This window comes from Agrobacterium deltaense RV3, from assembly GCF_900013505.1.
Lineage (GTDB): Bacteria > Pseudomonadota > Alphaproteobacteria > Rhizobiales > Rhizobiaceae > Agrobacterium > Agrobacterium leguminum.
The window spans coordinates 1,168,721-1,194,179 of the sequence record NZ_LT009745.1 but is presented as its reverse complement, the minus strand read 5'-3'; the positions used below and the strand labels follow the sequence as shown (position 1 = coordinate 1,194,179).

The 25,459-nt window shown below is 59.6% G+C and carries 24 protein-coding genes; 14 read left to right on the top strand and 10 right to left on the bottom strand.

The window, feature by feature from the left end:
- Positions 1–109: 109 nt before the first annotated feature.
- The 4 genes from hupB to clpP all read right to left on the bottom strand — a co-directional run bounded on the left by hupB (position 110) and on the right by clpP (position 5,709).
- Positions 110–385, bottom strand: coding sequence for a DNA-binding protein HupB (gene hupB / locus AGR7B_RS06095; protein WP_003502360.1), 276 nt, complete (start codon positions 383–385; stop codon positions 110–112).
- 288 nt (positions 386–673) lie between these two features.
- Positions 674–3,091, bottom strand: a complete 2,418-nt coding sequence (lon, locus tag AGR7B_RS06090; RefSeq protein WP_078054020.1) for an endopeptidase La — start codon at positions 3,089–3,091, stop codon at positions 674–676.
- Between the two features lie 414 nt (positions 3,092–3,505).
- Positions 3,506–4,783, bottom strand: coding sequence for an ATP-dependent Clp protease ATP-binding subunit ClpX (clpX, locus tag AGR7B_RS06080; RefSeq protein ID WP_080856257.1), 1,278 nt, complete (start codon positions 4,781–4,783; stop codon positions 3,506–3,508).
- Between the two features lie 293 nt (positions 4,784–5,076).
- A complete protein-coding gene (gene clpP, locus AGR7B_RS06075; RefSeq protein ID WP_003521529.1) occupies positions 5,077–5,709 on the bottom strand; it encodes an ATP-dependent Clp endopeptidase proteolytic subunit ClpP in 633 nt (210 codons plus the stop codon).
- Positions 5,710–6,159: 450 nt separating this feature from the next.
- On the opposite strand from clpP, the gene AGR7B_RS06070 reads away from it, so the two are divergent.
- Entirely contained in the window at positions 6,160–7,407 is a 1,248-nt protein-coding gene (locus AGR7B_RS06070) for a GGDEF domain-containing protein (protein WP_080856256.1), read from the top strand.
- A gap of 83 nt (positions 7,408–7,490) precedes the next feature.
- Positions 7,491–8,744, top strand: coding sequence for a cytochrome P450 (locus AGR7B_RS06065; protein ID WP_162934064.1), 1,254 nt, complete (start codon positions 7,491–7,493; stop codon positions 8,742–8,744).
- 38 nt (positions 8,745–8,782) lie between these two features.
- Here AGR7B_RS06065 and AGR7B_RS06060 read toward each other — a convergent pair whose 3' ends face one another.
- The 4 genes from AGR7B_RS06060 to AGR7B_RS06045 form a co-directional block, all read right to left on the bottom strand.
- Complete coding sequence (locus AGR7B_RS06060; protein WP_059752625.1) at positions 8,783–9,124, bottom strand: cupin domain-containing protein; 342 nt, start codon at positions 9,122–9,124, stop codon at positions 8,783–8,785.
- Between the two features lie 114 nt (positions 9,125–9,238).
- On the bottom strand, positions 9,239–9,751 hold the full coding sequence (locus tag AGR7B_RS06055) for a hypothetical protein (RefSeq protein WP_080856255.1): 513 nt from the start codon (positions 9,749–9,751) through the stop codon (positions 9,239–9,241).
- A gap of 153 nt (positions 9,752–9,904) precedes the next feature.
- Positions 9,905–11,188 (bottom strand): O-acetylhomoserine aminocarboxypropyltransferase, encoded by a 1,284-nt coding sequence (locus AGR7B_RS06050; protein WP_065653995.1) that lies wholly within the window; start codon positions 11,186–11,188, stop codon positions 9,905–9,907.
- 74 nt (positions 11,189–11,262) lie between these two features.
- Positions 11,263–11,697, bottom strand: coding sequence for a CoA-binding protein (locus AGR7B_RS06045; protein WP_065653996.1), 435 nt, complete (start codon positions 11,695–11,697; stop codon positions 11,263–11,265).
- A gap of 905 nt (positions 11,698–12,602) precedes the next feature.
- Here AGR7B_RS06045 and AGR7B_RS06040 point away from each other — a divergent pair.
- The 8 genes from AGR7B_RS06040 (at position 12,603) to AGR7B_RS06005 (ending at position 18,242) form a co-directional block, all read left to right on the top strand.
- Entirely contained in the window at positions 12,603–13,439 is an 837-nt protein-coding gene (locus tag AGR7B_RS06040; RefSeq protein ID WP_080856254.1) for an EamA family transporter, read from the top strand.
- 253 nt (positions 13,440–13,692) lie between these two features.
- Positions 13,693–14,157, top strand: coding sequence for a 50S ribosomal protein L13 (rplM, locus tag AGR7B_RS06035; protein WP_003502335.1), 465 nt, complete (start codon positions 13,693–13,695; stop codon positions 14,155–14,157).
- Positions 14,158–14,160: 3 nt separating this feature from the next.
- Positions 14,161–14,628: a 30S ribosomal protein S9 gene (gene rpsI, locus AGR7B_RS06030; RefSeq protein ID WP_003521540.1), complete on the top strand. Its 468-nt coding sequence runs from the start codon at positions 14,161–14,163 to the stop codon at positions 14,626–14,628.
- A gap of 117 nt (positions 14,629–14,745) precedes the next feature.
- Positions 14,746–15,111: a type II toxin-antitoxin system RelE/ParE family toxin gene (locus AGR7B_RS06025; RefSeq protein WP_080856253.1), complete on the top strand. Its 366-nt coding sequence runs from the start codon at positions 14,746–14,748 to the stop codon at positions 15,109–15,111.
- On the top strand, positions 15,062–15,433 hold the full coding sequence (locus AGR7B_RS06020; protein ID WP_223215619.1) for an XRE family transcriptional regulator: 372 nt from the start codon (positions 15,062–15,064) through the stop codon (positions 15,431–15,433). Before AGR7B_RS06025 ends, AGR7B_RS06020 begins: the two co-directional genes overlap by 50 nt.
- Complete coding sequence (gene speB, locus AGR7B_RS06015) at positions 15,433–16,386, top strand: agmatinase (RefSeq protein WP_080856251.1); 954 nt, start codon at positions 15,433–15,435, stop codon at positions 16,384–16,386. Before AGR7B_RS06020 ends, speB begins: the two co-directional genes overlap by 1 nt.
- 70 nt (positions 16,387–16,456) lie before the next feature.
- Positions 16,457–17,389 (top strand): N-acetyl-gamma-glutamyl-phosphate reductase, encoded by a 933-nt coding sequence (gene argC / locus AGR7B_RS06010; protein WP_080856250.1) that lies wholly within the window; start codon positions 16,457–16,459, stop codon positions 17,387–17,389.
- Positions 17,390–17,399: 10 nt separating this feature from the next.
- On the top strand, positions 17,400–18,242 hold the full coding sequence (locus AGR7B_RS06005; protein ID WP_080856249.1) for an aminoglycoside phosphotransferase family protein: 843 nt from the start codon (positions 17,400–17,402) through the stop codon (positions 18,240–18,242).
- A gap of 6 nt (positions 18,243–18,248) precedes the next feature.
- Here the strand turns inward: AGR7B_RS06005 and AGR7B_RS06000 are convergent, their stop codons facing one another.
- Complete coding sequence (locus AGR7B_RS06000; RefSeq protein ID WP_162934150.1) at positions 18,249–19,352, bottom strand: COX15/CtaA family protein; 1,104 nt, start codon at positions 19,350–19,352, stop codon at positions 18,249–18,251.
- Between the two features lie 143 nt (positions 19,353–19,495).
- On the opposite strand from AGR7B_RS06000, the gene AGR7B_RS05995 reads away from it, so the two are divergent.
- Together AGR7B_RS05995 and uppA are read left to right on the top strand one after the other, a co-directional pair.
- On the top strand, positions 19,496–19,708 hold the full coding sequence (locus tag AGR7B_RS05995; protein WP_020811154.1) for a DUF2842 domain-containing protein: 213 nt from the start codon (positions 19,496–19,498) through the stop codon (positions 19,706–19,708).
- Positions 19,709–19,805: 97 nt separating this feature from the next.
- On the top strand, positions 19,806–21,032 hold the full coding sequence (gene uppA, locus AGR7B_RS05990) for a polysaccharide biosynthesis GNAT family N-acetyltransferase UppA (RefSeq protein ID WP_080856247.1): 1,227 nt from the start codon (positions 19,806–19,808) through the stop codon (positions 21,030–21,032).
- Positions 21,033–21,051: 19 nt separating this feature from the next.
- On the opposite strand, the gene uppB is transcribed toward uppA, so the two are convergent.
- Positions 21,052–23,319, bottom strand: coding sequence for a polysaccharide biosynthesis protein UppB (gene uppB / locus AGR7B_RS05985; protein WP_080856246.1), 2,268 nt, complete (start codon positions 23,317–23,319; stop codon positions 21,052–21,054).
- 210 nt (positions 23,320–23,529) lie between these two features.
- Between uppB and uppC the strand changes: the two genes are divergently transcribed.
- Together uppC and uppD are read left to right on the top strand one after the other, a co-directional pair.
- Positions 23,530–24,102: a polysaccharide export protein UppC gene (uppC, locus tag AGR7B_RS05980; RefSeq protein ID WP_003502309.1), complete on the top strand. Its 573-nt coding sequence runs from the start codon at positions 23,530–23,532 to the stop codon at positions 24,100–24,102.
- A 16-nt stretch (positions 24,103–24,118) separates the two neighbouring features.
- Positions 24,119–25,261 (top strand): polysaccharide biosynthesis type 4 glycosyltransferase UppD, encoded by a 1,143-nt coding sequence (gene uppD, locus AGR7B_RS05975; protein ID WP_161987838.1) that lies wholly within the window; start codon positions 24,119–24,121, stop codon positions 25,259–25,261.
- Positions 25,262–25,459 lie beyond the last annotated feature (198 nt).

The window sequence follows — 25,459 nt, the reverse complement described above, 5'->3', positions numbered from 1 at the left end:
CCGCCCGCTTTTGGCGGCGATGTGACGGCGTCAGGGCGTCAAAACATGTTTCCTCGTGAACCTGAAAAGCTGCCCGCCCGCCGCCGGGCGTTGCGGCTTTCCGGAAACCTTACGAGTTGACGGCGTCCTTCAGGCCCTTGCCTGCGGAAAACTTCGGTACGTTGCGAGCCGGGATATCGACTTCAGCACCCGTGGAAGGGTTACGGCCCTTGGAGGCTTCACGACGGCTGACGGAGAAGCTGCCGAAGCCGGCCAGGCGAATGTCGCCACCGTTCTTCAGTTCGCTCTGTACAGTTTCGAATACAGCATCAACAGCGGAAGCAGCATCTGCCTTCGTGAGACCAGCCTTTTCGGCAACAGCAGAGACGAGCTCGTTCTTGTTCATGTTTCCACCCCTTTCAATGGTTTGAAACGACTCAAATTAAGCCGGCGCAGAATACGTTCGCATCCGCGCGCAGCAACCCAAAAGCGCTGGAATCGCCTGAAAAACAAGGGGTCTGCGTTTTTTTTCACAAAAAAGGCCGACATTTCTGCCGGCCTTCCACATATTCGTGCCAAATTCGCATCACTTGTGCGCAGCTTTACGCCACATGCGCCTTCCGACACCTAAGACATTGAATCTATGCATCAGCCATCGCGAAAGGCGATTCCCGCCCCTCGCGACGATGCATTATCAATGCGCGATGGTCTGGCTGCCGTCGTCGACGCCTTCGACGGTTGCGATCACCGGCGTCTCGATGCTGCCGTCCCACTCGATGGGCTCCGGCTGGCGGATAAGGGCGTGCTTGATGACCTCGCCCATGCGCGACACCGGGATGATTTCCATCTCGTTCTTCACATTGTCCGGAATCTCCGCCAGGTCCTTGGCGTTTTCTTCCGGGATCAGCACCTTCTTGATGCCGCCGCGAAGGGCTGCGAGCAGCTTTTCCTTCAGGCCGCCGATCGGCAGCACGCGACCGCGAAGCGTGATCTCGCCCGTCATCGCCACATCCTTCGAGACCGGGATGCCGGTCATGATGGAGACGATGGCGGTCGCCATGGCAACGCCGGCGGACGGTCCGTCCTTCGGGGTCGCACCTTCCGGAACGTGCACGTGGATGTCGCTCTTGTCGAAGCGGGGCGGCTCGATGCCGAAGTCCACGGCGCGCGAACGGACATAGGATGCCGCCGCCGAAATGGATTCCTTCATCACTTCCTTGAGGTTGCCGGTCACCGTCATGCGGCCCTTGCCCGGCATCATCACGCCTTCGATGGTGAGCAGCTCACCGCCGACTTCCGTCCAGGCCAGACCCGTGACGACACCGACCTGATCCTCGCGCTCGGCCTCGCCGTGGCGGAACCGCGGAACGCCCAGATAATCCGGAACGTTTGCTGCGGTGACTTCCACGGACTTGACCTTGCCCTTGATGATCTCGGTGACAGCCTTGCGCGCCAGCTTCATCAGCTCGCGTTCGAAACTGCGCACGCCCGCCTCGCGGGTGTACTGCTGGATGACGACCATCAGGGCGTCATCGGTAACCGAGAACTCTTCCGGACGCAGAGCATGTTCCTTGATCGCCTTAGGCAACAGGTGACGCTTGGCGATTTCGCGCTTTTCGTCTTCCGTGTAACCGGCAATGCGGATCACTTCCATGCGGTCCATCAGCGGGCCGGGAATGTTCAGCGTGTTGGCCGTGGTCACGAACATCACGTCGGACAGGTCGTATTCCACTTCAAGGTAATGGTCCATGAAGGTGGAGTTCTGTTCCGGATCGAGCACCTCGAGCAGAGCCGACGACGGATCGCCACGGAAATCCATGCCCATCTTGTCGATTTCGTCGAGCAGGAAGAGCGGGTTCGCCTTCTTGGCCTTCTTCATCGACTGGACGATCTTGCCCGGCATTGAGCCGATATAGGTACGGCGGTGACCGCGGATTTCCGCTTCGTCACGAACGCCACCCAGCGCCATGCGCACATATTCGCGGCCGGTCGCCTTGGCGATCGACTTGGCGAGCGAGGTTTTGCCGACGCCGGGCGGGCCGACGAGGCAGAGGATCGGGCCACGGATTTTCGTCGCACGGGCCTGCACGGCCAGATATTCGACGATACGCTCCTTGACCTTGTCCAGACCGAAGTGGTCCTGATCCAGGATCTTCTCGGCATTGTTGAGGTCCGCCTTGATCTTGGACTTCTTGCCCCATGGCAGACCGAGCAGCCAGTCCAGATAGTTGCGCACGACGGTCGCTTCCGCGGACATCGGGCTCATCTGGCGCAGCTTCTTCATTTCCGCTTCGGCCTTTTCCTTGGCCTCCTTGGAAAGCTTGGTCTTGGCGATGCGCTCTTCCAGCTCGGCCATCTCGTCACGACCGTCCTCGCCGTCGCCGAGCTCCTTCTGGATCGCCTTCATCTGTTCGTTCAGGTAATATTCGCGCTGTGTCTTCTCCATCTGGCGCTTGACGCGCGAGCGGATGCGCTTTTCGACCTGGAGCACGGAAATTTCGCCTTCCATGAAGCCGAGCGCCTTTTCAAGCCGCTGCTTCACGCTGACGGTTTCCAGCATTTCCTGCTTTTCGGTAATCTTGATCGACAGGTGCGAAGCGACCGTATCGGCAAGCTTCGAATAATCGTCGATCTGGCCGGCGGCGCCGACAACCTCGGGCGAAATCTTCTTGTTGAGCTTCACATAGCTCTCGAATTCAGACACGACCGAACGCGACAGCGCCTCGATCTCGACCGGATCTTCGGCAGGCTCCTGCAACGGCGTCGCAGTGGCTTCATAGAAGTCTTCACGGCCGGTGTAGCTGTCGATCTGGGCGCGGCCCTTGCCTTCCACCAGCACCTTCACGGTGCCGTCGGGAAGCTTCAGAAGCTGCAGGACATTGGCGACCGTGCCGACCTTGTGGATGGCCTCCGGGGCCGGATCGTCATCGCTGGCGTTGATCTGGGTAACAAGCATGATCTGCTTGTCCGACCCCATGACTTCCTCGAGCGCACGGATGGATTTTTCCCGCCCGACGAACAGGGGAACGATCATATGCGGGAAAACGACAATGTCGCGCAGGGGAAGTACCGGATAGGTACCGCCAGATGCCGCAGACGTGATGTTCGTCATATCATTTCCTTTCCATGGTCCCTTTCGGGACACTTTGCCGGACAGCTTGGGGCATCCGGCACATTCATTTCTCGAGACTGAAAGTGGAGTTTCGAAACACCGATTTCAAGTCGCCGGAACAGACGGCCTTACGCGAAGGTAGGACCGTGAAATTCAACAAAACCCAGCGCCGGCTAATACTACCGACATTTCCGGTTATCCTTGAGGGCTCAGGAACCGGGTCGCCGACGAAATTCACATTTCCGTCACATCGCGCTGCAAATCAGTTGTAAGACTTTATCAGCAAAGCGCAATCCGCTCCAAACGCAAAATCGGGCTTCGCCAAGTTAGGCGCAAGTTTCACACCCGGCGACAACAGAAAAGGCCCGCACGGAGGCGGGCCTTCTGACTTCATCGAAGCACCGGACCGGCCGATCAGGCCGAAACGTTGGTCTTTTCTTCCTGACGATCCGCATAGATGTAGAGCGGGCGTGCAAGGCCGCTGACGACCTCGTCGGAAATGACCACTTCGCGCACGCCTTCCAGCGTCGGCAGTTCGAACATGGTGTCCAGAAGGATTTTTTCCATGATCGAGCGCAGGCCGCGGGCGCCGGTCTTGCGGGTGATCGCCTTGCGGGCGATTTCGCGCAGCGCGTCCTCGTGGAAGGTCAGTTCCACATCTTCCATCTCGAACAGGCGCTGATACTGCTTGACCAGCGCGTTCTTCGGCTCGGACAGGATCTGGATCAGCGCATCCTCATCGAGGTCTTCCAGCGTGGCGAGAACCGGCAGACGGCCGATGAATTCCGGGATGAGACCGAACTTCACCAGATCTTCGGGCTCCAGCTCGCGCAGAACCTCGCCGACGCGGCGATCATCTTCCGCCTTGACGGTCGCACCGAAGCCGATCGAGGTCTTTTCACCACGGGCCGAGATGATCTTGTCGAGACCGGCAAAGGCGCCGCCGCAGATGAACAGGATGTTGGTCGTATCCACCTGCAGGAATTCCTGCTGCGGATGCTTGCGGCCGCCCTGAGGCGGTACGGAAGCGACCGCGCCTTCCATGATCTTCAGAAGCGCCTGCTGAACGCCCTCGCCCGACACGTCGCGCGTGATGGACGGGTTGTCCGACTTGCGGGAAATCTTGTCGACTTCGTCGATATAGACGATACCGCGCTGGGCGCGCTCGACATTGTAATCCGCAGCCTGCAACAGCTTCAGGATGATGTTTTCCACGTCCTCGCCGACGTAACCGGCTTCGGTCAGCGTCGTTGCGTCCGCCATGGTGAAGGGAACGTCGATGATGCGGGCGAGCGTCTGGGCAAGATAGGTCTTGCCGCAGCCCGTCGGACCGACGAGCATGATGTTCGACTTCGCAAGCTCGACATCGCCATTCTTGGAGGCGTGCGCGAGGCGCTTGTAGTGGTTGTGAACGGCAACAGACAGGATCTTCTTCGCCTGCTTCTGGCCGATGACGTATTCGTCGAGGATCTTGATGATGTCCTGCGGGGTGGGAACACCCTCACGCGACTTCACCATCGACGTCTTGTTCTCCTCGCGGATGATGTCCATGCACAATTCGACGCATTCATCGCAGATGAATACCGTCGGTCCGGCAATGAGTTTCCGGACTTCGTGCTGGCTCTTGCCGCAGAATGAACAATAGAGTGTATTCTTAGAGTCGCCGCCGTTGCTGCCGCTGACTTTGCTCATATCACTTTCCTTCCAGCACGCCGCAGGTCCGCCAAACGGATCGCGGTCAACTTACCGCCCGCCGATACGGCAGCCCTTGGGGTGCATCGCCGTATCCGCCTCGTTTCCCGGGGTACTAACCGGTATCAGATACATGAGCTGACAACCGGCTGCAACGAATTCCCCATCAAACCAAAGGCCACGTCATAAAAATTCAACATAGCCTTTATATATACTAATATCGCTTTCTGTTGCGGTTGAAAGCCCCGAAATTACTTTTGCGGGTTCAAACAAACGTCAAAAAGCGGCGCGCCTCAATTCGCGGCGGCGCCTTCGATTTCCTGGCGCGAGGTCAGGATCTTGTCGATCACGCCCCAGTCCTTCGCCTCGTCTGCATCCATGAAGTGGTCGCGATCGAGGGTTTTTTCAACCTCTTCGAGCGTACGGCCCGTGTGCTTCACGTAGACTTCATTGAGGCGGCGCTTCATCTTGATGATGTCGCGGGCGTGGCGCTCGATGTCCGATGCCTGCCCCTGGAAACCGCCGGAAGGCTGGTGCACCATGATGCGGGCGTTCGGGGTTGCGAAACGCATTCCCTTTTCACCGGCAGCCAGAAGCAGCGAGCCCATGGAGGCAGCCTGGCCGACGCAGAGCGTGGAGACCGCAGGGCGGATGAACTGCATCGTATCGTAGATCGCCATGCCGGCGGTCACAACGCCACCCGGCGAATTGATGTAGAGCGCGATTTCCTTCTTCGGGTTTTCAGCCTCGAGGAAAAGCAGCTGCGCGCAGACGAGCGAAGCCATCTGGTCTTCCACCGGGCCGGTGAGGAAAATGATGCGTTCCTTGAGAAGACGGGAAAATATGTCGTAGGAGCGTTCGCCGCGATTGGTCTGCTCAACGACCATCGGCACCAGAGCCATGGCGGTATCAACTGGATTTTTCATGTCCGTCCTTTGTCAAACTCTGCCCTTCGCGAAAAACCGCTCCGGAATCACTTCTAACCTTCATACTCCCTACATAGAGTGTCCCTGCCCCGTACTTCAAGACACGAAGCCGCATATCCTTAACGGCTCAACAGCGTTTGCAGGCCTTTCGGGCCGAGGTTGACAGGGCTTTCGGACCGGGCGGCGCCAGCCGGGCCTCTTTCCCCGCTGCCACCATTTTTTTACTATGGCAGGCGACGACGGCAAAAATCGCCCGCCATGCACAGATATAACTTCTCACCGGCAAGAACTCGTTAGTATTTGCTGCCGATACTGGCCAGCGAATTTCCGGTTCCCTTTGGGGAATGGGCCCACCGGGCGAAATGGCAGCTCAACAATTCCAGCGGGCATAACGCACCTCGTGCGAAAGAGCCCGCTTTTATCGCATTATGGCGCAGATAGGATTTTGCAATGCTGGATGCAAAGACGAGCACGCTACTGTGGGCGGCGGAAACGTTCACCCTTGCCGTGCTTTTGGGAACGCTGTGGCTGCACCGCCCTTCCCGCCGGCATAATCTCTTTTTCGCCGCCGGTTTCCTCGCCACGGGCTTCGGCGCTGTCATGGTGGCGTTTCGCGGGGATATTTCCAGTTTTCTGTCCATCCAGGTCGGCAATACGCTCGCACTTTCCGCCTTCGGTTTCTGGCTTGCGGGCCTGCTGTGCTTCGAACAGCGGAAAATCGGCGGCTGGGTCGCCATTCCGGCTCTCCTGTGGATCGCCGGAATGTTCCTGCCGCCCGTGCGTGAAAACATGGTGGCCCGCATCCTGCTTTATCACGCCAGTGCGGCCACGGGTTATTTCATGCTCGCCGGCGTCCTTCTGGCCAGCAAGGCGCGCGCCTCACGCAGCCGCCGGGTTCTGGCCGCGATCCTGATCCTGCAGGCTTTTGCCGGGGCGTTCGTCGCATCCATCGTCATCCCCGTCAATGCCGCCATCCCCAACGCCATTCCCATGACATCGGCGCTTGCCCTCTCCGGCATGCTCGGCTTCACGGCCATCATCATGATCAGCGCCAAGATCATCATGGAGGATACGGAAAGCCGCCTCCATCGCCTCGCCATGACCGATCATCTGACTGGCGTTCTCAACCGGCGCGGCCTGCTGGAGGAGTTCGAGCGTATCAAGAAAAGGTCGCCGGTCTCCAGCCGTTACGTGGCGCTGGTGCTGTTCGATATCGACCATTTCAAGAAGATCAACGACAGATACGGCCACCAGTCCGGCGATGCGGTGCTCGTGCATTTCTGTCATATCGCGCAGCGCGCAATCGGCGATCGCGGCCTTTTCGTCAGGATGGGAGGCGAGGAATTCGCGCTGGTTGCCGAAGTGGAAAGCCCTTCCAGCACGGCGACGCTTGCGGAAGCCATCCGCAGCAATCTGCGCCTTTCGAAGATCAGTTCGCGCGGTGAAGCCATCGAGGTGACCACCAGCGTCGGCATATCGGAAGCCATGATCAAGGACGCCGACCTCAACACGATGATGACGGAAGCCGACCGCGCGCTTTATGCCGCCAAGAAGGCCGGGCGCAACCGGACGGTCATCCATGTCAATTCAGCCAATGTCGTCGTGCCCGCCTCGGACCGCGACGAAAATCCGATGGACAACAATGCCGACCGCCAGGTCGCGGCGCTGAACCGGATAGCCGCCATCGCCAGCCGGTGACGATGTAACCACCCAGTGACAGGCATAGAGGTATCCGGAAGGGATTTCCCTCCCTTCCCAAAGCGCCGCGCGCGGAATAGACCATGGGCATGACAGCGACATTTCCGTTTCTCAAAATCGATCCCGCCACCCGCCGCATTTCCCTTGATGCCCGCGACCCGGCTTTCTACAGCGATCCGAACCCGGTCTATGCGGCCCTGCACGCTGAATGTCCCACCTTCTACTGGGAGGAACAGCGGCAATGGTTTTTCACCGGATACGACCACGTGAGCGCGCTGTTGCGCGACCGCCGCTTCGGACGGCAGATCCTGCATGTGGCAAGCCGCGAAGAGATCGGCCTGGCGGAGCCGCTGGAACATGTGAAGCATTTCGATGCTGCCGAGCAGCATTCGCTGCTGGAACTGGAACCGCCGGAGCACACGCGGCTGCGCACGCTCATCAACCGCGCCTTCGTGTCGCGGCACGTCGACAAGATGAAGCCGGAAATCGAGGAACTCGCCAACCGTCTGATCGACGCCTTCGAAAGCAAGGGCGAGACGGAACTGCTCTCTTCCTATGCCGATATCATTCCGGTGACGATGATCGCCCGCATGATCGGCATTCCCGAAGAGATGGGGCCGCAGCTTCTGAAATGGTCGCATGCCTATGTCGGCATGTATATGTTCAAACGCACGCCGGAAGATGAGCTGCTGGCCGACAGGGCCGCGCATGAGTTTTCAGACTATGTGCGCAGCGTGATCGCCGAGCGGCGGGCGGAGCCGAAGGACGATCTGCTGAGCCACATGATCCATACGGAGCACAAGGGCCAGTATCTGACCGACGACGAGCTCATCTCCACCACCATCGTGCTGCTGAATGCCGGGCACGAGGCGACCGTGCACCAGATCGGCAATTCCGTGCGCATCATTCTGGAAAGCGGCATCTCCCCCGAGACGCTGTTTAACGACGATGCCGCCACGGAACGCACGGTGGAAGAAACCCTGCGCATCTGCGCGCCGGTGCATATTTTCCAGCGCTGGGTTCTGGAGCCCGTCGAAATTGACGGCGTCGCGTTCAGGCGCGGCGACAAGGTCAGCCTCATCCTCGCCGCCGCCAATCTCGATCCGGCAAAATTTTCCGATCCGCTGACCTTCCGGCCGGACCGCAACGAGGGCGCCAACGTCTCCTTCGGCGCCGGCATCCATTTCTGCATCGGCGCGCCGCTGGCAAGGCTGGAGCTCAATCTTGCCCTGCCCCTGCTTTTAAAACGCCTGCCGGGCCTGAAGATCGCCGAGCCGCCCAGGGTCAAGGATGTCTATCATTTCCATGGTCTGGAGCGGCTCGATCTCAGCTGGTGAGATTTGGCCGGTAGAGCACTCGCAAGGATCATCCGGTTTCAGAGCCGGATGACATAATCCTTCCGCGTCGTCTCGACGACCTCCCACGTGCCCGTAAAGCCCGGACGCAGGATAACGCGGTCGCCCGGTCTCAGATCGCGCGGGGCACCGCCGTCTTCGGTCAGGATGGAATGGCCTTCGAGAATGTTGAAATATTCCCATTCGTCATAGACCACCCGCCATTTGCCGGGCGTGGACTGCCAGATGCCGGCATAGATGCCGCCCGGAGCTTCCTCGATATTCCATGTGGTGAATTTGGGATCGCCGGAAATCAGTCTTTCCGGGGCGGGTGCACCGTATTCCAGCTCGGCGATATCATCGAAGGACAGAAAATTCGTCATGACGTCCCCTGTCCGTCAAATATGGTTGGCCACACAGCTTTGCTCAATTCTGAGCGCTTCGTCAAACAGTCTTGGGTATTCCGGTTGGGCGTTACCGCCGAGGAAATGAGACGCCTACTCCATCTTCGTCCAGCCGAAAACCAGCCAGGTGTATTTCGACTTCTTGTCGGGTTCAGCGGTGTACGTCATCTGTATATCGCCGTCCTTCGCGTAGATATCGAGCCGGGGCGCGGTATCCAGCTTCAGCCACAGCGAACTCTTGTCAAAGGACCATGTGCCGCACCAGACGCATGAACCTGAGGGATCGCCGGGTTGATGAAAATTGTAGCGACCGTCCGCGGTGATCTCCAGATAATCAAACGCGGAGTAAAATGTCGTCACCGTTTCTTGGAACAGTGTCGCATCCGCTTCCTGCTGGGCGGTGGGCGCAGTCTTCATATTGCGCGGCGGGCGGCTGATCGCACCGGTGAGCTTCCATTTTCCGACAAAATCCTGCTGCGTCGGGAAATATTCCGCCCCGGCCTTTGCCGGCGAAGCCGAAGCTACGACCGGTATGTCAGCCACACCCGCGACCCCGATCGCAAGGAGAAGGGCGACAATACGGAGCATTCCGGTTCGGTTTTCCATATGGCGCATCTTTCGCGATGGGACGGCGGGGGCCTGCACTCAAATCCGCTGCCGCCGAAAGCACCCTGTTTTCAGGGTTTTCCGGCGGCCTCTCAATCACACTTAAATATCACTGGGGGTCACGCGGTCACCAGACTCGCGTGAGCAACCACATCAGACCTTGGCGAGCGATTGCTCGAGATCGGCGATGATGTCCTTGACGTCCTCGATACCGACCGACAGGCGAACCACATCCGGCCCGGCGCCGGCGGCCGTCTGCTGTTCCGGTGTCAGCTGCGCATGGGTGGTGGAGGCCGGGTGAATGACGAGAGAGCGCGTGTCGCCGATATTGGCGAGATGGGAGAAGAGTTGCAGCCCTTCCACCAGCGCCTTGCCGGCCGCATAACCACCCTTGACGCCGAAGGTGAAGACGGAGCCTGCGCCCTTTGGCGAATAATGCTGCTGGATAGCGTGGTTGTCGCTGTCTTCCAGCCCCGCATAATGCACCCAGCCAACCTTGGGATGCGCCTTCAGCCATTTCGCGACGGCAAGCGCATTGTCGGAATGGCGCTGAACGCGCAGCGGCAGCGTCTCGATGCCGGTCAGGATGAGGAAGGCGTTGAAGGGCGAGATCGCCGGACCGAGGTCACGCAAGCCAAGCACACGGCAGGCGATGGCGAAGGCGAAATTGCCGAAGGTCTGGTGCAGCACGACGCCGGAATATTCCGGCCGGGGCTGTGACAGCGCCGGATATCTGTCCGTCGCCGACCAGTCGAAGGTTCCGCCGTCCACGATGATGCCGCCCATGGAGTTGCCATGGCCGCCGAGGAATTTCGTCAGCGAATGCAGCACGATATCCGCACCGTGTTCCAGCGGCCGCAGCAGATAGGGGCTTGCCATGGTGTTGTCGACAATCAGCGGCAGGCCATGCCGATGGGCAACATCGGCGATTGCGGCGATATCCACGAAAGTACCGCCCGGATTGGCAAGGCTTTCGATGAAGACGGCGCGCGTGCGCTCGTCAATCTGCGCCTCGAAGCTGGCCGGATCGGTGGCGTCGGCCCAGCGGACCTGCCAGTCGAAGCCCTTGAAGGCATGGCCGAACTGATTGATCGAGCCGCCATAGAGCTGGCGGGCGGCGACGAAATTGTCGCCGGATTGCAGCAGCGTATGGAAGACCAGCAATTGCGCGGCATGGCCGGACGCGACGGCAAGCGCGGCCGTGCCGCCCTCAAGTGCTGCCACGCGCTCTTCCAGAACCGCCTGGGTGGGGTTCATGATGCGGGTGTAGATATTGCCGAATTCTTTCAGTCCGAACAGGGCGGCGGCGTGATCGGCGTCGCGGAAAGCATAGGCCGTGGTCTGATAAATGGGCGTGGCACGCGCGCCGGTGGTCGGATCGGGTTGCGCGCCCGCATGAACGGCCAGCGTCGAAAACCCGGGATTGCTGCTCGGCATGATGTTTCCTCCAATTGGAATTTCGGAGGGATCATAATGCCTTGCCGCCAAATGATAAGTCCGATCCGTACCAACTATCGCACAATATTGAGACGCGGATACTCAATTGCAGGGCAACGATCCATCACGACTTCCATACCGTAGGCTTCCGCCTTGGCGGCGGCATTGTCATCGCGAACGGAAAGCTGGCCCCAGATTACCGATGGCCGCTCCGGCAGCAAGATCGCCTCCTCGACGATTGCCGACAAATATTCCGGCGCCCGGAAAACGTCGATCATGTCCACCGGCTCGGGAATATCGGCGAGTTTGGCATAGACCTTCTGCCCAAGTATCTCCTTGCCTGCCTGGCCGGGATTGACCGGAAACACACGATACCCCCTGGACAGCAGGAAGCGCATCACGCCGTGGCTCGGCCTGTCCGGGTTGGGCGAAGCACCGAGCAGGGCGATGGTTTTGACATCGGTCAGAATTCTTCTGAGGTAGTCGGGCTCGTAACTATCATGCTGCATGTCAACTTATCCCTTCTGGCGCGTCGCAGGGTTTGGAGAATACCAATGCAACTGCGCCATAAAAAAGCGCCGCGAGCATAGCGTCTCCTGCATATTCCACTGACGCATCCCTGACGCTACCGGTTGCGTCCACCCTTCCATCTAGGAAGGTTCTTCGCTCTCTTGAACCCCTGCACGGCTGAAAAATTGCCGCTCCTGCAGACACCTCGCCGCGCAGCGGCACGTTTTCGCCCACGCAAAATGATTTCACCAAACGCCGGAATGGCGGTGGTACTGACTATTTTTGTCCAGTTTTCAAAATGGTGCGAATTGGCGCAAATAAGGGCCAAAACAACATTAGCGTGCAATTCATGCGCTCTTCGTCTCCTGTTTGTTTTCATTCCGTTCACAGGAAAATTAGAGATATCTAATTTTCAGAAAGTTATTCTGCAAATCAAACTACATAGAAGTCTACAACGTTACAGATTACAGTTCATGGAAGATATGAAATTGTTTTTCACATGCACCGTGGTCCGATTGATACATCTTGCGCCCAAAGCGTCACAGCGCACTGCGCACCAATATTTGACGAATTTGGTAGTATTTTCAGTGAAAATTCGCTTCGAGGCGAAACCAGAAGCTGTGCGTCGGACGCTCATGCCTCCATCTGACGGATGAAATCATGAGCAGAACGTCACATGATCCCGGCGCAAAATCATTCCCCGGCGCCATGACATGCACAAAGCATAAATTTTACGCGCGTCGCAGTTTCCGCGGTGACCACATGCCGCTTGCGGGCGGTTTCCCGGGCGAAAAAAGCGTGCTCGAACAATCGGGAAAGGCTTGCCGCCCTCGCCGAAAATCGATTCCGGTTTTCAAGCCGATGCTGTAGGTTGCTCAAAGTAGCCCGCGAGCGAGTCTCTATTGTGACATTTGACATTCTTCTTCTGGTGCTCCTGGGCGCGATGCTGCATGCCGGATGGAATGCGCTGGTCAAAGCCGGATCCGACAAATCGCTGGACGCCTCGCTGATCGCGGCGGGCGCTGCGGCCTGTTCGCTACCGTTTCTGCCTTTCCTGCCATTTCCCGCGCCGGTCGCCATTCCTTTCCTGATCGCTTCGGCCGTTCTGCAATTCGCCTATTTCCGGCTTGTCGCCGCCGCCTATACGATCGGCGACATCGGCCTTGTCTATCCCGTCATGCGCGGCGTGGCGCCCCTGATCGTCGCGGCGACGAGCAGCCTGTTCCTGAGCGAGATTTTAAGCCCGCTAGCCCTTGCCGGCATCGCCGTCATCTCCGGCGGCATTCTGACGCTCGCTTTCGAGGCGCGACGCGGTGGCGGAAAGGCGATCATGGTCGCCCTGCTCAACGCCTTCGTGATCGCATCCTACACCTTCGTCGACGGTGTCGGCGCAAGGCTTTCCGGCAACGCCATCTCCTATACGCTGTGGATGTCGCTTCTGCCGCCCGTGCTGCTTTTCGGTTTCGCCTTCTACCAGCGCGGCGTGGGCCCGGTCGCGGACCATGTCCGGCGCAACTGGTGGCGCGGCCTGATCGGTGGCGGCGGCTCCATTCTCTCCTATGGGCTGGCACTTTACGCCATGACCAAAGCGCCCGTCGCCGTGGTTGCGGCGCTCCGGGAAACCTCCATTCTCTTTGCGCTGGTGATCTCCGTGGTGATCCTGAAAGAACGTGCCAGCATCTGGCGTTATCTTGCCGGAGGCATCATTGCGGCGGGCGTTCTGGTGATGCGACTGGGGTAAAACGGGGGCGCTGGATGAGGTAAAATAATACCCCATCATCAAGTCATTGTTTTTGCTATCTTATTTTTGCGACCTCCAGAATCCGTCATATTGACGCCTTCGCCCGCGCACCGTATAAGCGCGCCAGATCGGATTCCAGCCGGAATAGGGTCATTTGCGGTTGCCTTTGACGGCAACCAAACCAAGCAACAAGAAACGCCCGTATGCTCTTATTTAAAAGAGGATGCCGGGTCCACGTTAGAAAGTGAAATCCATGTCTACTTTCGTTCAGAAGCCTGCTGAGGTGGAGAAGAAGTGGGTCATCATCGACGCCGAAGGCCTCGTTGTTGGTCGCCTCGCCACCATCGTTGCAACCCGCCTGCGCGGCAAGCACAAGGCTACCTACACCCCCCACGTTGATGATGGCGACAACGTCATCGTTATCAACGCGGAAAAGGTTGCCTTCACCGGCAACAAGTACTCCGACAAGAAGTACTACTGGCACACCGGTCACCCGGGTGGCATCAAGGAGCGTACGGCTCGCCAGATCATCGAAGGCCGCTTCCCGGAGCGCGTCGTTGAAAAGGCCATCGAGCGCATGATCCCGCGCGGCCCGCTCGGCCGTCGCCAGATGAAGAACCTGCGCGTTTACGCCGGCTCGAACCATCCGCACGAAGCACAGCAGCCCACCGTTCTCGACGTGGCCGCGCTTAACAAGAAGAACGTAAGGAGCGCCTGATAAATGGCCGATCTTTCCTCTCTGAAAGACCTCGCCCCGGCATCGGAAGCTTCGGCTCCCGTGCATGTCCGCAAGGTTGACACCCTCGGCCGCTCCTACGCGACCGGCAAGCGCAAGAACGCCGTAGCCCGCGTATGGGTGAAGGCCGGTTCTGGCAAGATCATCATCAACGGCCGCGATTTCACCACGTATTTCGCACGTCCGGTTCTGCAGATGATCCTTCAGCAGCCGATCGTCGCCGCTGCCCGCACGGGTCAGTTCGACATCATCGCCACCGTTGCCGGTGGTGGTCTGTCCGGTCAGGCCGGCGCCGTTCGTCACGGCCTGTCCAAGGCCCTCACCTACTTCGAACCGGGCCTGCGCTCCGTTCTGAAGAAGGGTGGCTTCCTGACCCGCGACAGCCGCGTTGTCGAGCGTAAGAAGTACGGTAAGGCCAAGGCCCGCCGTTCGTTCCAGTTCTCGAAGCGCTAATCGCTTCTCAGAACGGTTCATTCAGAACTTCGAAAGGCGGGGCCTCGGCTCCGCTTTTTTTTATTTTGTCCCCGTACGGCATCTTGAATTATTCCCTCAGGGGAATAATATTGTCTCATGAGCTATGTCGTCGAGTATACGGACGAATTCGGAGCATGGTGGGAAACGCTTGAAGAAAGCGAGCACATCAGCATCGACGCTCATGTTCAGAAACTGGAAGAACGCGGCCCTCGACTGCCGTTCCCCTATTCGAGCGGCATTTATGGATCGCGTCACGCGCATATGCGCGAATTGCGAATCCAAAGTAGCGGAAAACCGTTGCGGATTTTTTATGCCTTCGATCCCCGTCGAATGGCGATCCTCTTGATTGGCGGCGACAAGACGGGAGACAAACGGTTTTATGACCGCATGATCCCGATTGCCGACGACCTTTATGACGAGCATCTGGCCGAGCTTGAAAAGGAGAAACACAATGAGCGGTAGGCACAGTTTTGCGCGGTTGCGCAACCGGATGTCGGACGACGCGCGTGTTAAGTCGAAAGCCGAAGCAGATCGTCTGGAAGAAGAAATGGACCTTGCGGATGTTCGCAGGGCGCTGAAACTCTCGCAGGACGAAATAGCGCAGGCACTGGATATCGGCCAAAGCTCCGTCGCAAAACTGGAAAAGCGCGCTGATATGTATGTTGGGACCTTACGCCGGTTCATCGAGGCGATGGGCGGCGAACTTGAAATCGTCGCGCGCTTCGACGGCCGCGCGATCAAAATTCGCAACTTCGCCGATCTTGCAGAAAAGGCGGATAAATAATGCCCAATAAAACCATCGACCATGCCTTCACCGCAACGACCCTGACATCGGCCGCCACCGACCCGACCCATGCGGGCGTCCTCTCCTTCATGCGGCGCAAATACACCAAGAACCTCAAGGGCGTATCGACGGCCATCTGGGGCATTCCTTTCGATGCGGCCACCTCCAATCGGCCGGGCGCCCGTTTCGGGCCGCAGGCGATCCGCCGCGCCTCGGCGATCTTCGACAATGACCCGCAATATCCCTTCGCGCGCGATCTTTTCGCCCATATGCCGACCATCGACTATGGCGACTGTCTGCTCGACTATGGCAATCACTGGAAAACGCCTGATACAATCGAAAAGGAAGCGCGCCGGATCATCTCCAAGACGGATTACCTGCTGACGCTCGGCGGCGATCACTTCATTACATGGCCGCTTTTGAAGGCGCATGTGGCCAAACATGGACCGCTGGCGCTGGTACAGTTCGATGCGCATCAGGACACCTGGTTCGATGACGGCAAGCGCATCGACCACGGCTCCTTCGTGGCCCGCGCCGTGCGCGATGGCTTGATCGACCCCGACCGGTCGATCCAGATCGGCATCCGCACCCATGCGCCTGACGATTTCGGCATTCGCATTCTCCACGGTTATGAGGTGGAGGAAATGCGGGCGAGCGATATCGCCTCGCTGATCGTCAAACATACTGCCGGCATGCCCGCCTATCTGACCTTCGATATCGATTGCCTCGATCCCGCCTTTGCGCCGGGAACGGGCACGCCGGTGGCCGGCGGGCCGACCAGTGCCAAAATTCTCTCCGTTCTGCGCGGGCTTGGCCAGCTCGATATTCGCGGCTCGGACGTCGTGGAAGTCGCGCCCGCATACGACCATGCCGATATTACCACCATTGCCGGAGCCACCGTTGCAATGTATATGCTTGGCCTGCGCGCCGAACGGCTGGCCAAGGCCGGCTGATAAAGGAGCCGGCGCCTGCCAAACTGATTCCGATTACCCTCGCAACCCTTTGAAAAGTCAGGACAAGGACATGACAGCGAAGATCTTCATCGATGGCGAACACGGCACCACGGGTCTGCAGATCCGCACGCGCCTTGCCGGTCGCCGCGATATTGAGCTGCTGTCCATACCCGAGGCCGAGCGCCGCAATGCGGCGATGCGCGAGGATATGCTCAATAGCGCCGACATTTCGATCCTCTGCTTGCCGGACGACGCGTCCCGGGAAGCCGTTTCCATGGTGGCTGGCAACAATAATGTCCGCATCATCGATACCTCGACCGCCTATCGCGTCCATCAGGACTGGGCCTATGGCTTTGCCGAAATGGATAAGGACCAGGGCGAGAAGGTTCGCTCTGCCCGCCTCGTAGCCAATCCCGGCTGCTACCCGACCGGTGCTATCGCCCTTATTCGCCCGCTGCGCGCCGCAGGCCTGCTGCCGGACGGTTATCCGGTCAGCGTCAATGCGGTTTCCGGTTACACCGGCGGCGGCAAGCAGATGATCGCCCAGATGGAAGACCAGAGCCGCGATGACGCGATCAGCGCCAATAATTTCCTTTATGGCCTGACGCTCAAGCACAAGCACGTGCCGGAAATGACCATTCATGGCCAGCTCGACCGCGCACCGCTGTTTTCGCCTTCCGTCGGGCGTTTCCCGCAGGGCATGATCGTGCAGGTGCCGCTGTTTGCCGCCGACCTGAAGGAAGGCGCGACCGTGGAAACGATCCATGCGGCGCTGACTGCCCACTATGCGGGACAGGACATCGTCAACGTGGTGCCGCTTGCCGAAAGCAAGGGGCTCGCGCGCATCGACGCCGAGGAACTGGCAGGCAAGGACACGATGAAACTCTTCGTCTTCGGTACGCCGGGCGGCGAACACATCAACCTCGTCGCGCTGCTCGACAATCTCGGCAAGGGCGCATCCGGTGCTGCCGTGCAGAACATGGAACTGATGCTCTCCGCATGAGAGTTATCTCGTGACCACCACCCCATCTTTTCCGGCCTCGTGGAATATCGAGGCCGCAAAACAGATTGCCGATACGCCGGCCGGGGTGGTTTACGAGCTTACGCGCGGCGACGGTTCCCTCGCCGTCGCCAAGGTTCTGAAACAGAGAGTACTGAAGGATAGCCTTCGCGGCGCGGATTTCATTAAATGGCGCGCCGGCATCGGCTGCGTGGAGCTGCTCGACCGCTCCGACGATATTCTGCTGATGGAACATGCCGGCACGGAGACCCTGCGCGACGTGCTGTTTCGCGACGGCAACGACAATGCCACCACGGAAATCGCCGCCGATGTCCTGCTCAAATATCACCAGCCATCGCAGCAGCCGCCGCCCTCAAGCCTGCTGGCGCTGCCGCTCTATTTTGAGAGCCTGTTCCGCAAGGCCGAACAGGACCGTACTGACGGCGTGGACAGCCCCTATATCGAGGGCGCCGCGCTGGCGCAGGCACTGATCGACCGGCAGCGAGATATCAAGCCGCTGCACGGCGATCTGCATCACGAGAACATCATGCGCAGTGAACGCGGCTGGATCATCATCGACCCGGCCGGCCTGATCGGCGATGCGGCGCTCGATGTCGCCAACATGTTCTCCAACCCGCTCGACCGTTTCGACCTTACCCGCAGCGAGGCGCGCATCGCCTCCATGGCGGCGATTTTTGCGAAGGCTCTGCAACGGGACGAACGGCTATTGCTGCAATATGCCTTTGCCTATGGCTGCCTTTCTGCCGCGTGGCACGAAGAGGACGGCAATGCGGAGGAACGCGACAACGAACTCGCCGTCGCGGCCACCATCAAAACGGTGCTCGGGCAGTTCTAAGCCGCCTCAGTCCCTGACTTCGACCGCAACAGGCGCCGGATATTCGCCGATAAATCCGCGCCAGTGGGCAACGGCGAAACCGAGCACGATCAGCGCCATGCCCTGATGGGCGAGCGCGACATGAATATCCACATGCATGAGCAGCGTGGTGATGCCGAGCGCCGCCTGAATGGAGACGAGCACGAAGAACAGCACCGCGCGGCGGGCATGCGGTGTATTAGGCAAGGCGCGCGTCATAGACACCATATGCCACAGCGTGGCGGCAAACAGCGTATAGGCGCCGAGGCGGTGGACGAATTGCACCGTCTTGGGGTTCTCGAAGAGGTTGATCCACCAGGGCTGTTGCAGGAAGAGATCGCCCGGCACCAGCGAGCCGTCCATCAGCGGCCAGGTATTATAGGAGAGGCCGGCATTCAGCCCCGCCACCAATGCGCCGAGATAGATCTGGAAGAGACAGAGCACCGTCAGCAGCGCGGCAAAACCCCTGCCCGTCTTTTCGTCGGCGGCCTCGGGGGAATGATGCGACAGCCCGCGCAAAATCCACATGCAGCCCGCAAAGATGAGGCAGGCGATCGTCAGATGCGTGGCAAGGCGATATTGCGAGACATCCGTGCGGTTAACGAGGCCGGAGGACACCATCCACCAGCCGATGAAGCCTTGAAAGCCGCCCAGCGCCAGAAGGCCGACCAACGGCAGGCGCAAGCGCTTTTCGACGCGGCCGGTGAGCCAGAAGAAGGCAAGCGGCAAAGCGAAGATGACGCCGATGGTGCGGGCAAGCAGGCGATGCGCCCATTCCCACCAGAAAATCGTCTTGAACTCGTCGAGCGACATGCCCTTGTTGATTTCCTGATATTGGGGAATGCGCTTGTAGAGCTGGAATTCCTCTTCCCATTCGGCGACTGAAAGCGGCGGAATGGCGCCGTGGATCGGCTTCCACTCGGTAATCGACAGGCCGGATTCGGTAAGCCGCGTGGCGCCGCCGACGAGGACCAGACAGAAGAGCGTGAAAAGCACGACGCGCAGCCAGATGCGCAGCAGGCGGCGGTCCTTCTCCTGTTTCTGCAGGGCAGCCTCCACCACCATTTCCGCAGAACCATTTGCCATCGTCATGCCGCTCGAACGCATCTTTCAGGTCTCCCTCATACAGTCATGTTGATTAGCCCCAACCGGCACCACAAAACAAGGCCTCAGGGTTTGCGGCATGCGGTCGCGGCGCTATAGTCCCGCGCAGATACTCAATGACGGAAGACTTCATGCACCCTCGCCTCAGATCGCTTATCGGCACCATCGTCATCATCTGCCTCGTCGTCGTTTACGCCGTGGTGGCGACGGCCATTGCATCGGCGGCGCTGGCGCAATCGCCCTGGTGGGTGCATCTCGCTTATTTCGTGCTGACCGGAATCTTGTGGGTTCTGCCGGCGATGCTGATCATCAAATGGATGGCCGGACCCAAAAAGCAGGGTTAAGCGCCAGCCATCGCATGACACCCTGAGGTCGCAATTTTATAAACCGATTGTTTGCCGCTCAGCGATATAGTCCGACCGAAACAACCGGAGAGAGTGGATGGCGGCTGAGGGGCCGGTCTTTATCAGCGACGAGCAAGCACCGACCGCCGTGCAAAACGAGCGGCGGAGTTCTGATCGTCTGTTGATCGATCTGGTCGATGACGCCTCCACCATCCGCTCCGACTGGGAGCGGCTGGAAAACGACCCGCTCAATTCGCTGCATCAGGGTTTCGGCTGGTGCTCCATCTGGGCGCAGACGCAGGACAGCGCGCTCCTGACGCTTCGCGGCCGGCAGGGCGGCAAGACGATCTTTCTGCTGCCACTCGAAATCGTACTGGAAGGCGGCATCCGCAAGGCGCGTTTTCCCGGCGGCCGTTTCAACAACATCAATACGGGGCTTTTCGACCCCTCCTTTGCCGAACAGGCCGGACAGGAAATCGCAGCAGCGATTGCCCGCGAGGCGCGCAAGCTGCTGCATGGCCGGGCCGATATCCTGGCCTTGCAGAACATACCGCTGACGTGGCGCGACAGGACCAATCCGCTCTCGCATCTTGCTTCCGTCGAAAACCAGAATCCGGCCTTCCAGCTTCCGCTGTTCGAAAGCTTCGAAGCCACGCTCCGGCAGGTCAATGCCAAGAGGCGACGGAAGAAATTCCGCATCCAGAGCCGAAGGGCCGAGGAAATGGGCGGTTACAGCCATGTGATCGCACGGTCACCACAGGAAAAGTGCGAATTGTTGCAGGCATTTTTCCGCCAGAAGGCTGCCCGTTTCGCCTCGCAAGGCATTCCGGATGTGTTTCGGGATCAATCGGTGCGGGATTTCTTCTACGATCTGGCCAATTTTCCCGAGACGGGCACGGACAGTCTGCTGGAATTGCATGCCATTCGCCTGCATGGCGAAAGCGAGGGCGTCATCGCCGCGATCGCCGGCCTTTCGCGCAAGCAGGATCACATCATCTGCCAGTTCGGTTCGATCGATGAATCCGTTTCGGAACTCAGCCCCGGTGAATTGCTGTTCTGGCTGATGATCGAAAGGGCATGCCGCGAAAAGGCGGCGATCTTCGATTTCGGCGTGGGCGACCAGCTCTATAAGCGCAGCTGGTGCCCGCTTTTCACCGTGCAGCACGATATATTCCTGCCGGTGACGTTGAAGGGTCGTGTTGCGGCCTCAGCCTATGTCGCCATCGCCCGGACAAAGAGCCTGATCAAATCCAACCCGGCGCTTTATGCGCTCATACAGCGTTTTCGCGCCGGACGCTCGAAGTTGGACACTGCCACCGACTGAGCAGTTTTTTTGCCGCGTCTCAGGCCGCGCTCAGATGGTCCGGCTTGCGCATGCCGGTCATCGGCAATGCCTGTTCATAGCCCTCAGCAACCAGTTCACCGAGCGTCTTTTCCAGCAATTCGCTATCCTTACCGGGAACCGAGACGATGATTTCCGCCGGCAGGTTGCGCAGCATTTTCCCGAGGCTCGAAATCTGCACCGCGCCGCATTCGACGAGGACGGTATCATAAGCGTCGGAGAGCGCGCCGAGGATCATCGTCAGACGGTCTATCGCGCGCATGGCCTCACGCGGCTGCGCATTGCCGCGCGGCACGATATGGGCGTCGGACAGGCGGTCGCCGTGAATGGTTTCACCGAAGGCGGCCGCGCCCGCCAGAAGGTCCATGACACCGGGAAGCCCGGCTTCCGGCGCCATCAGCCGCGTCGGACAGGCTGACGCCGTCATGTCGACGAGAACGACCGAACGGCCCATTTCGGACAAAGCACGCGCCAGCATGACGGACGTGGTCGAACCGCTATCACCGACCGGCGACACGATTGCGGCGACCGGTTTGGCGAGGCGGGTGGCCAGGAAACCTGCAACGGCGTCGATGGAGAAATCGTCATCGCTATCGATTTCCTCCTCCATTGCCTCCTCTTTCGCAGTCGCGACATCTTCCACCGGTAAGGCCGGCATGGCAGCAGCGGCGACGGCCGGTACATGCCGTTCTTCCTCTTCGGCAACGGGCTGGTATGCCGCGACCGGCATGGCCCGCGCAGCAGGCTGCACGGTTTCAGGGCGCGCCGCTACAGGCTGTTCCGGCACGTCCGCGGTCTTGTCCGGATCGGCTGGAGCACGCGAAGGAGAAGGCGGATCGGAGAGCGGCGGAACTTGGTTCCTGCCCATCGGCTTTAGAGCCCGGCCGGTGAAAAGCTCCACCAGCATGACGACGATGCAGGACAGCAGAAACGCCGCCAGCGTCACAACGATGGTGATGGCGCCCGTCTTCGGGAAATAGGGTTCGCGCGGCTCCACCGCCGTCGAGATGACGCGCGCATCGGCCGGCGTGGAATCCACCGAGCCGGCGCGCGATGTCGCTTCGCGGTAACGGGCAAGATAGGTTTCCAGAAGCTGCCTTTGCGCTGAGGCTTCCCGTTCCAGATCGTTGAGGCCGACCTGCTGTTCGCCCGCCCGCACGCTTTCCGATTTCAGCATGTTCAGCTGCTGGACCAGCTGTCGCTCCCGCAGGCGCGAAACATTGGCTTCGTTTTCGAGACTCGCCAGCACCTTGCGGGTCTCTTCCTGAATCTGCCGCTGTATGCCGTCGAGCTGGTTGCGCAGCGCGCGGATGCGCGGATGGCCTTCCAGCAGCGAGGACGAGAGATCGGAAATCTGGCTGCGGATCGTCGTTTCGTTTTCCTTCAGCCTTTGGATCGTCGGGGAACCGACGACATCGGGAAAAGTATCGAGTGGACGGCCGCTTGCAAGCGCGCTGCGTACGCCTTCCGCCCGCGCCTCCGCATTGGCGCGCTCTCCGCGGATACGGCCGAGTTCGGTGGAGATATCGCTGAGCTGGCGGGTGGCGAGCGTTTCGCCCTGCCCCGCCGAGAGAAGATCGGAGGAGGCGCGGTAATCCGCGACCTTTCTGTCGGCCTCGCGCACCTTTTCGCGCAGATTGGCGATTTCCGGCTCCAGCCAGCGCGCCGCTTCCGTGCTTGTATCCAGCTTCGCGCCGCTTTGCAGGGCGATATAGGCCTTCATCATCTCATTGGGGATGGCGGCGGCCAGCTTGGGGTCCTGCGAGGAAAATTCGACCGTGATGACGCGCGAGCTTTCGACCTGATAGACCTGCAGCTTTTCCCGGAAGGCGCTCAGCACCCGCTCTTCTGGCAGCACCTGAAGCGGGTCCTTCTTGACGCCGACGGCGACCAGGAGCTGCGAGATGAGCGAAGGATGGGCCTCCGGATCGAACTCATCCAGCTCGTAAAGCTTCATGTCTTTGGCGACCTGCTTGATGAGGTCGACCGATTGCAGGATCTGCACCTGGCTGGAAACGGTCAATTCGTCGAGCACGGGTTCGGCGGGCGCATTGGACTGCTGCGAGGCGCCGAAGGAGGCCGCGCGGGATTCGATAAGCACGCGCGCCTCGCCCTTGTAGGCGGGCGACATCATGCTTGAGATCACGAAGGCGGCGCCCCCGGCAAGAAGCGTGATTGCCGCGATCCGGCCCTTGCGCTGCCAAATGGCCGCGACAAGCTGCGCAAGATCGATATCCACATCCCTGTCGTCAATGCGATCGCCGTTCATGCGGGCTCCGTAACCGAGACAAACCTCGGGCGCTCAAATATAGATGGTCAATTTTCGCGAAGCTTAAGTCTTGCCGGTAACACAACAGTTAATCCCTGCGAATCCGACGAAATAAAGCCGATATTACCAACGCTCGCGCCGGTCGTTTACCGCACATTAACCCTAACAGAACGATAAGAATGATCAAAGTTCGACTCGGAGCCAGATGAGATGCCGCTCGCCGGATCACGACATGTCACCGCACTGACGCTCGCCGTTCTGACGGCCCTTTCCGGCTGCGCGGCATATCAACCCGCTCCGAGGTCGTTCAACGAAGCCGCCCTGCAGCCCTATCATGTCGATAGCGGCGACAGGCTGCGCATCAACGTGTTCGAGCAGGCCGGGCTGACCAATACCTATACGGTCGATCAGGCCGGTTATGTCGCCTTCCCGCTCGTCGGCCAGGTTCCGGCACGCGGCAAGACCCTGCCGCAGCTCGAAGCCGCCATCGCCGCCAAACTGCGCCAGGGTTATCTTCGCGATCCGGACGTGACGATCGAGATCGACCGTTATCGCCCGGTCTTCATCATGGGCGAAGTCGGCCGTCCCGGCCAATATTCCTACGTGCCGGGCATGACCGTGCAAAACGCCATCGCCATTGCCGGCGGCTTCACCCCGCGCGCCAATCAGGCCGATGTCGACATTACCCGCAAGATCAATGCCGAGGTGATGACCGGCCGGATCGGTATCACCGCCCCCATTCTGGCCGGCGATACCGTCTATGTGCGTGAACGCTTCTTCTGAAAACGGAGTGGCGAACGTGTCGGATGACGGCCCTCCCCTGCGCATCATTCACTGCTTCCGCTCCCCGGTGGGCGGTGTCTTCCGCCATGTGCGCGACCTCATCGAAGAACATGTGAAACAGGGCCACAAGGTCGGCATCGTCTGCGACAGCTCCACCGGCGGCGCGCATGAGGAACGGCTTTTCGCACAGATCACCCCGATGCTGGAGCTTGGCCTCACCCGTCTGCCCATCCGTCGGTCCATCAGCCCCGGCGACTTCATGGCGCTGTGGAAATCTTACAAGCACATCAAAAGTTTGCGGCCGGACATTCTGCACGGGCACAGCGCCAAGGGTGGCGCTCTTGCCCGGCTGATCGGCTCACTCCTGCGGGCGAACAGGTATCGCGTAGCCCGCCTCTATTCACCGCATGGCGGCAGCCTGCATTACGCCAGAAACAGCCTCAAAGGGCAGCTTTTCCTGCGGCTGGAGCGGTTTCAGGAGCATTTCACCGATGCGCTCTGTTTCGTCTGCAATTTCGAGCAGGCGACTTACGAGGCCAAGGTCGGCAGGCCACGCACCCGCACTGCGATGATCTATAACGGCGTGCAGGAAAGCGAGTTCGAAACCGTGCCCGCCCGCGAAGATGCGGCCCGTTTTCTCTATATCGGCATGTTGCGCGACCTCAAGGGACCGGATGTCTTCATCAGGGCATTCGCAAAAATGGAACGCAGCATCGGCCAGCCGATGACCGGCGTGATCGTCGGCGACGGACCGGACAGGGACAAATATGCCGCGATGATCGACAAGGCCGGGCTTTCCCGACGGATTTCCATGCATGCGGCCATGCCCGCCAGGCAGGCCTTCGAACTGGCAACGACAGTGGTAGTGCCGTCGCGCGCCGAAGCCATGCCCTATATCGTGCTCGAAGCGCTTGCGGCGGGAAAAACGGTCATCGCCTCGCATGTCGGCGGCATTCCCGAAGTCCTTGGAAAAGACAGCGAGGCGCTCGTGCCGGCTGGCGACGCCGATGCGCTGGCACTGATCATGGTCAAGGATGCCGAGGATGCCGGCTGGGCGCAGCGGATCATGCCTCGCCCGGACAGCTTCAAGGCGAAATTTTCAACCCCGGTCATGGCGGATGAGATGATGAAACTCTATCGCGACCTGTTATCGACCTGATAGTCATTTCAAAAACACGATTTTTAATTGTATATTCCGGCCGTCCTGTAGAAACTCATCATAAACGTTTCTTAGCATGTTTCGGCTAGTTTTCTGCTCGTAGAGCGCCGCGTGTCCATTCGGATGCACGAAGGGCGCTCTACCACTTTGAGGTTGCGCATCGTTCCGGTCGAAAATCCAATGCGATTTTAAGGCCGA